The 4,586-nt window shown below is 38.3% G+C and carries 6 protein-coding genes; 2 read left to right on the top strand and 4 right to left on the bottom strand.

Annotation, left to right across the window (positions count from 1 at the left end; all coding sequences use genetic code 11):
• The 4 genes from ACKPEB_RS22560 to ACKPEB_RS22545 form a co-directional block, all read right to left on the bottom strand.
• Window positions 1-333 (bottom strand): response regulator (locus ACKPEB_RS22560; protein WP_408967270.1); only part of this gene is annotated, 333 nt, incomplete at its 3' end.
• Window positions 334-645: 312 nt separating this feature from the next.
• The gene (gene hpsL, locus ACKPEB_RS22555; protein WP_408967269.1) at window positions 646-2,265 is read right to left on the bottom strand and encodes a hormogonium polysaccharide biosynthesis protein HpsL; all 1,620 of its coding nucleotides are present in this window, start codon (window positions 2,263-2,265) and stop codon (window positions 646-648) included.
• 13 nt (window positions 2,266-2,278) lie between these two features.
• Window positions 2,279-2,503 (bottom strand): hypothetical protein, encoded by a 225-nt coding sequence (locus ACKPEB_RS22550; protein WP_408967268.1) that lies wholly within the window; start codon window positions 2,501-2,503, stop codon window positions 2,279-2,281.
• Window positions 2,504-2,589: 86 nt separating this feature from the next.
• Window positions 2,590-2,997: an MAPEG family protein gene (locus ACKPEB_RS22545; protein ID WP_408967267.1), complete on the bottom strand. Its 408-nt coding sequence runs from the start codon at window positions 2,995-2,997 to the stop codon at window positions 2,590-2,592.
• 292 nt (window positions 2,998-3,289) lie between these two features.
• On the opposite strand from ACKPEB_RS22545, the gene ACKPEB_RS22540 reads away from it, so the two are divergent.
• Together ACKPEB_RS22540 and ACKPEB_RS22535 are read left to right on the top strand one after the other, a co-directional pair.
• Entirely contained in the window at window positions 3,290-4,270 is a 981-nt protein-coding gene (locus ACKPEB_RS22540; protein ID WP_408967266.1) for a diguanylate cyclase domain-containing protein, read from the top strand.
• A gap of 75 nt (window positions 4,271-4,345) precedes the next feature.
• A partial coding sequence (locus ACKPEB_RS22535) for a hypothetical protein (RefSeq protein ID WP_408967265.1) occupies window positions 4,346-4,586 on the top strand: 241 nt, incomplete at its 3' end.

Genomic DNA, 4,586 nt, shown 5'->3' with positions numbered 1-4,586 from the left:
ATAATCTACGCCACCGGCATCATAGGCATGTTCAAAATCACTTCCGTCATTTCGGGCAGTAAGAAAAATCACAGGTATGCCATCTGTCTGTGCGTCACTTTTAAGTGCCTTACAGACTTCAAAACCCGACATTCCCGGCATCATAATATCCAGCAAAATCAAATCAGGAGCAACGGTTTGAGCCGCTGTTAATGCCATTGATCCATTTAATGCTTTGCGAACATTGTATCCCTGACGAGTGAGCATTCGGGACAATAAATGCAAGTTGTCGGGTGTATCATCTACAATGAGAATATCCTCAGTTTTGGTTAGATCAAGGTTGTAATCATTCATGGAGATTGTTAACAGATTAAGAGAAGGTACGGATGGAACCCATTCCCAAATTGCGACAAGTTGGGATCAACACCAATTAAGATTTTTATCAGTGTCTAAGGTGAAGTGCCTCTGGGAGTGCAGCAAGTCGCTCGCCGATCAAACTAAACAGTCTCAATCCCCTGATCAAATTTGGGGTTAAGGAAGTTTGATCTCCAAGGAATAGTGGTTTAAACCTATTATTTAGAATACAAGCTTTGATTATAACATTTTGTTAGGAATTCGACTCAATTTTTCCCAGTTTCCTGTCCTGAATCTTCCTGTCCAGAGTTCTTACAATTTTTCAGGATGAAGAGATTCTTCTGGTTGTTCTTTTTGTTGTTCTTGCTGTTGAATTTTCGGTAATTTGAACAAAACACCAATTAAAAACCAATAATAAACCGCTACGGGATCAGTATCTAAAGGATACCAATAGGGATTATAGCTAATTAAAGCAATAAAAATCCAAAAAATAATGCCATATCCCCATAAACTATAATCAATGAGTTGATGATAAGCTTTAAACCCTAAAATTGTAATAGTTGTCACTACAAACAAAAAAGCAGCGACTCCCAAGGGGCCAATTTCATAATATAATTTAGGATAATAAGCTTCAATTAATCGCGTTTCTCCTAACCCTCGTGCTGCGGTCGTTGCTTGTCCTAAACCATTTCCTAAAAAACCTCGATGGGCGTTCAAACTCAACTTGGTTTGTTTCTTTAAAAATGCCACTGGAGGGTCAGCATTCCAACGTCCTACAAAGCTATCGATTCGTTCAGAAATAACCTCTGGAGCCAAAACAGAAGTTGCCAAAATTAAAGCTACCATCCCCACAATAATCACTAAAATTCGTTTCCATCGTGAAATGTGGCTGGTTGCAACTAATAATAAAACAACCAAAGCTGGAACCGCTAATAAAGCTGTTCTTTGACCGCAAACAATAGCATTTAGCATCACTAACGATAACCCAACTAACCCCGTTAAACGCCACTGAAATTTCGGATCACTAAAAGCCGTTGCGAAGCTAAAAAAGGTACTGGAAACTAAAAACCAAGTCCAATGCCAAGGTGCGACAAAGGTTCCGGGTAAACGAATAAAATTTTCTGAAGGAAAATACCCCAATGAACCGCCAACAAAACATTTTCGCTGTACATTTGCCCGTAATAATAAATGTTCAGGTAAACCACTATTATCAGGACAATACCCAGTTATAACTAATATAAATTGGATCAGCCCTAAACTACAGCTAATTAGGATTAAAATAACTTGTAAACGAGTTAAAAAATGCAATGTTTTTCGATCTTCAATCAAATAATAGGCACAAGTGATCAAAGGAATATATCCCATTAACACTTTCAAACCGAAAATTCCGACGAGAAACGGTTGATTATCAATGGTGGCGTGTCGTTGTTGTACCCCATTGACAGCAAAGAGGGTAACTAAGGCAATGCTGAATAAAATTAAAAGGGGAATTTTCAGTTGAGGCGGAACAATAAGCGGTAATTTTTTTCGAGTTAATTCAATGATTAAACCGATTAAAGCTGGAATATAAAACCCATCTTTTGCTAAATGGAAGAGGAAATGATCGTTACCAATCCAATAAGCAATTGTTCCAGTAAAGGGTAAATAAATTAAAAATGCCCATAATGCTAGGCGGGGATATTGAAACGATAAAGCTAAGATAACTAAAGCAATTGAAGATAAAAGAATGAGAGTTCCCGATGCCCCATTCGCAAACAACAACAGATCTATCAACAACACCACAGCACCCACTAAGGCTAAAATTTGCCCAAAATTCGACTTTTTAGGGGGAGTAAAGTCAACAGCAATGACTGGATGATCACAAGGAGTAACACTAGAGTCCAGTTGACTGTGATGCTCTGATGGTTGGGGTTGATGTTGGAAGTGGGACATCAGAAGATTAGGATTAGCAATATTTAGAAATATCAACTTCCCAAAGTTTCTGAACACGCTGCTGGTGAGAATTGGGAAGTTCTTCAAAAGCTTGCATAATTTCCACATGGGTCGAATTAACAATTAAAGCTGTTAATTCACCGATCGTTTTAGCTTTTAATAAAGCCAATTGCAACATTTTATTTTCACTGTTTTTTAATGTCAGGGCTGGTTCTAAAGATAAAAGTTCGATTGCCATTGTATTCAAAAAAACAAAAACTGATAGAAGGAAATTGCCAATCGGAAATTGAGAGAAAAATAGAGGCACGAATCTGAGTTTTCCGATCAGTAGGCTGTTAAATGATCGAACGGTAGAGACAGGATTATTCCAACTATAGCACCCCCCAAAAGTGTGAACGTTACGAGGGAACTGATGGCGAATCCTAACATCCGTTTTTCAGCGGCTTGGTAATAGCCCCAAGCATATAAAATTCGTCCCACCACCCAAAGTGCACCTAACCCAGCAGCCCAAATCGGACTAATCCATTCCGCAAAGAGCCATAACGCCGGAAGAAACAAAACCAATTGTTCCAGGGTGTTCTGTTGGACTCGCACCACCCGATCAAAATTCTCGTCTCCCGTCATTTGAGGAGGCATAATTTTGTATTTCATTCGGGCGCGTCCCACATTAATCGTCACCGCTAGATACAACGCCAGCGCACAAGCCGTCACTAAACTAGGCCATATCGACATCAACACAAATTCCCCATATTGACTTCATCCATCTTTCTTATCCTAACGTCAACAGCCCACCCTAGATGGGGAACCGTTGAACCGCTACCTTGTGATCTCAATCACTTCTAAGCCAACTAATCAATCACCTTGAATCTTCCTTCACTGTCACTCTCAGGCTTTTGAACTATCACAGGTTCATCCAAGCCCTGTCACTGCCATCTTGAAGCCAAAGCTACATAGTTGAGTCAGTTCGACGTTTATCAATTAAGCCGAAATGCTGAACTTAAATTTTTCAGGTTGTTTGTCTATCATGAATCAAAGCCAATTGAAACCCTATATCATTATTATAATAGAAGAAACCCATCCTGTAAATTTTAGATCCTTTGTTAATATCTTAAACAAACTGAATTTAAGTTTTGTCATTGCTCCTGACTCAGATAGTGCAATTTTTCATGCTGAATATACTAATCCTGATGTGATTCTCATTCCCTTTAACTCCAACCAAGGGAATCCTCAAGAAACCTATCACAAGCTCAAACAAGCCAAAATCACTAAAAATGTACCTGTGCTATGGATGAATAGTTATTCTCAATTGAATTTACAAACCTTGAATTCATTTATGACGGGTGATGATGCTTTCAATCCCTTTACTAAGTCTAAGGATTACTCCGATTATTTACCAACGGATATAACGATTAGAAGCTTGAAAAAACAATTACAAATTCAGCAAGAATTATTAATCCAATTACAAGCAGAAAACCAACATTTAAAACGTCTGGCTTCTTTGGATGATTTGACTCAACTAGCCAATCGTCGTCAATTTTATAATTATTTACAAGAACAATGGGACTCTTGTGAAGAAGATTATCTCTCTGTGATTTTATGTGATGTTGATTTTTTTAAACTTTATAATGATACCTATGGTCATTTAGCGGGAGATTATTGTTTACAAAAAATTGCCTCTGCGATTGAAACAGCCGTTCGTAGAGTTAGGGAACCCGAACCTTATTTAGTAGCTCGATATGGAGGAGAAGAATTTGCTATTATTTTACCGTACTTAGATTTAGAAAATGCCCGTAAAGTGGCTGAAGAAATTCAACTACAAATTCACAGTTTAAAGATTCCCCATCGTTCATCTATCATCAGTTCTTATATCACCTGTAGTTTAGGGGTAGCCTGTTCTATTCCCAGCGCAAGCTCCCATTTACAAGAGTTAATTAGTGCCGCCGATCAAGCCATGTATCAAGCCAAATCTCAAGGACGAGATCAAGTTCAAGTAGCCAAAAATTAAGTGATATTCTATCGTTTAATGTTTACTACGCATCAGTCCCCTGTAGAGACGTTGCATATAATATGAAATCTTTAAATGTTTGCTACGCATCAGTCCCCTGTAGAGACGTTGCATGCAACGTCTCTACAGGGGATTTACGAAACTTATGTAGTATCAATTTTAGGATTTCCGGGTGGGTTACACAAATCTATTGCTAAAATAAAACAAACCTGGAATTTTGGGTTGAATTTAATCATGACTTCTACTACACAACAACAGGCTAAAACCTATCAATTTTGGATTGACCGAGGCGGCACCTTTACCGATATTGTTGCCT

It is taken from the genome of Planktothrix sp. (assembly GCF_046067725.1).
Lineage (GTDB): Bacteria > Cyanobacteriota > Cyanobacteriia > Cyanobacteriales > Microcoleaceae > Planktothrix.
This window is presented reverse-complemented; position numbering and strand designations above follow the sequence as displayed.

What these genes read in the sequence shown, in the direction of transcription:
- hpsL (WP_408967269.1), bottom strand. Translation starts at nt 2,265, where the DNA reads ATGTCCCACTTCCAACATCAACCCCAACCATCAGAGCATCACAGTCAA.
- ACKPEB_RS22550 (WP_408967268.1), bottom strand. Translation starts at nt 2,503, where the DNA reads ATGGCAATCGAACTTTTATCTTTAGAACCAGCCCTGACATTAAAAAAC.
- ACKPEB_RS22545 (WP_408967267.1), bottom strand. Translation starts at nt 2,997, where the DNA reads ATGTCGATATGGCCTAGTTTAGTGACGGCTTGTGCGCTGGCGTTGTAT.
- ACKPEB_RS22540 (WP_408967266.1), top strand. Translation starts at nt 3,290, where the DNA reads ATGAATCAAAGCCAATTGAAACCCTATATCATTATTATAATAGAAGAA.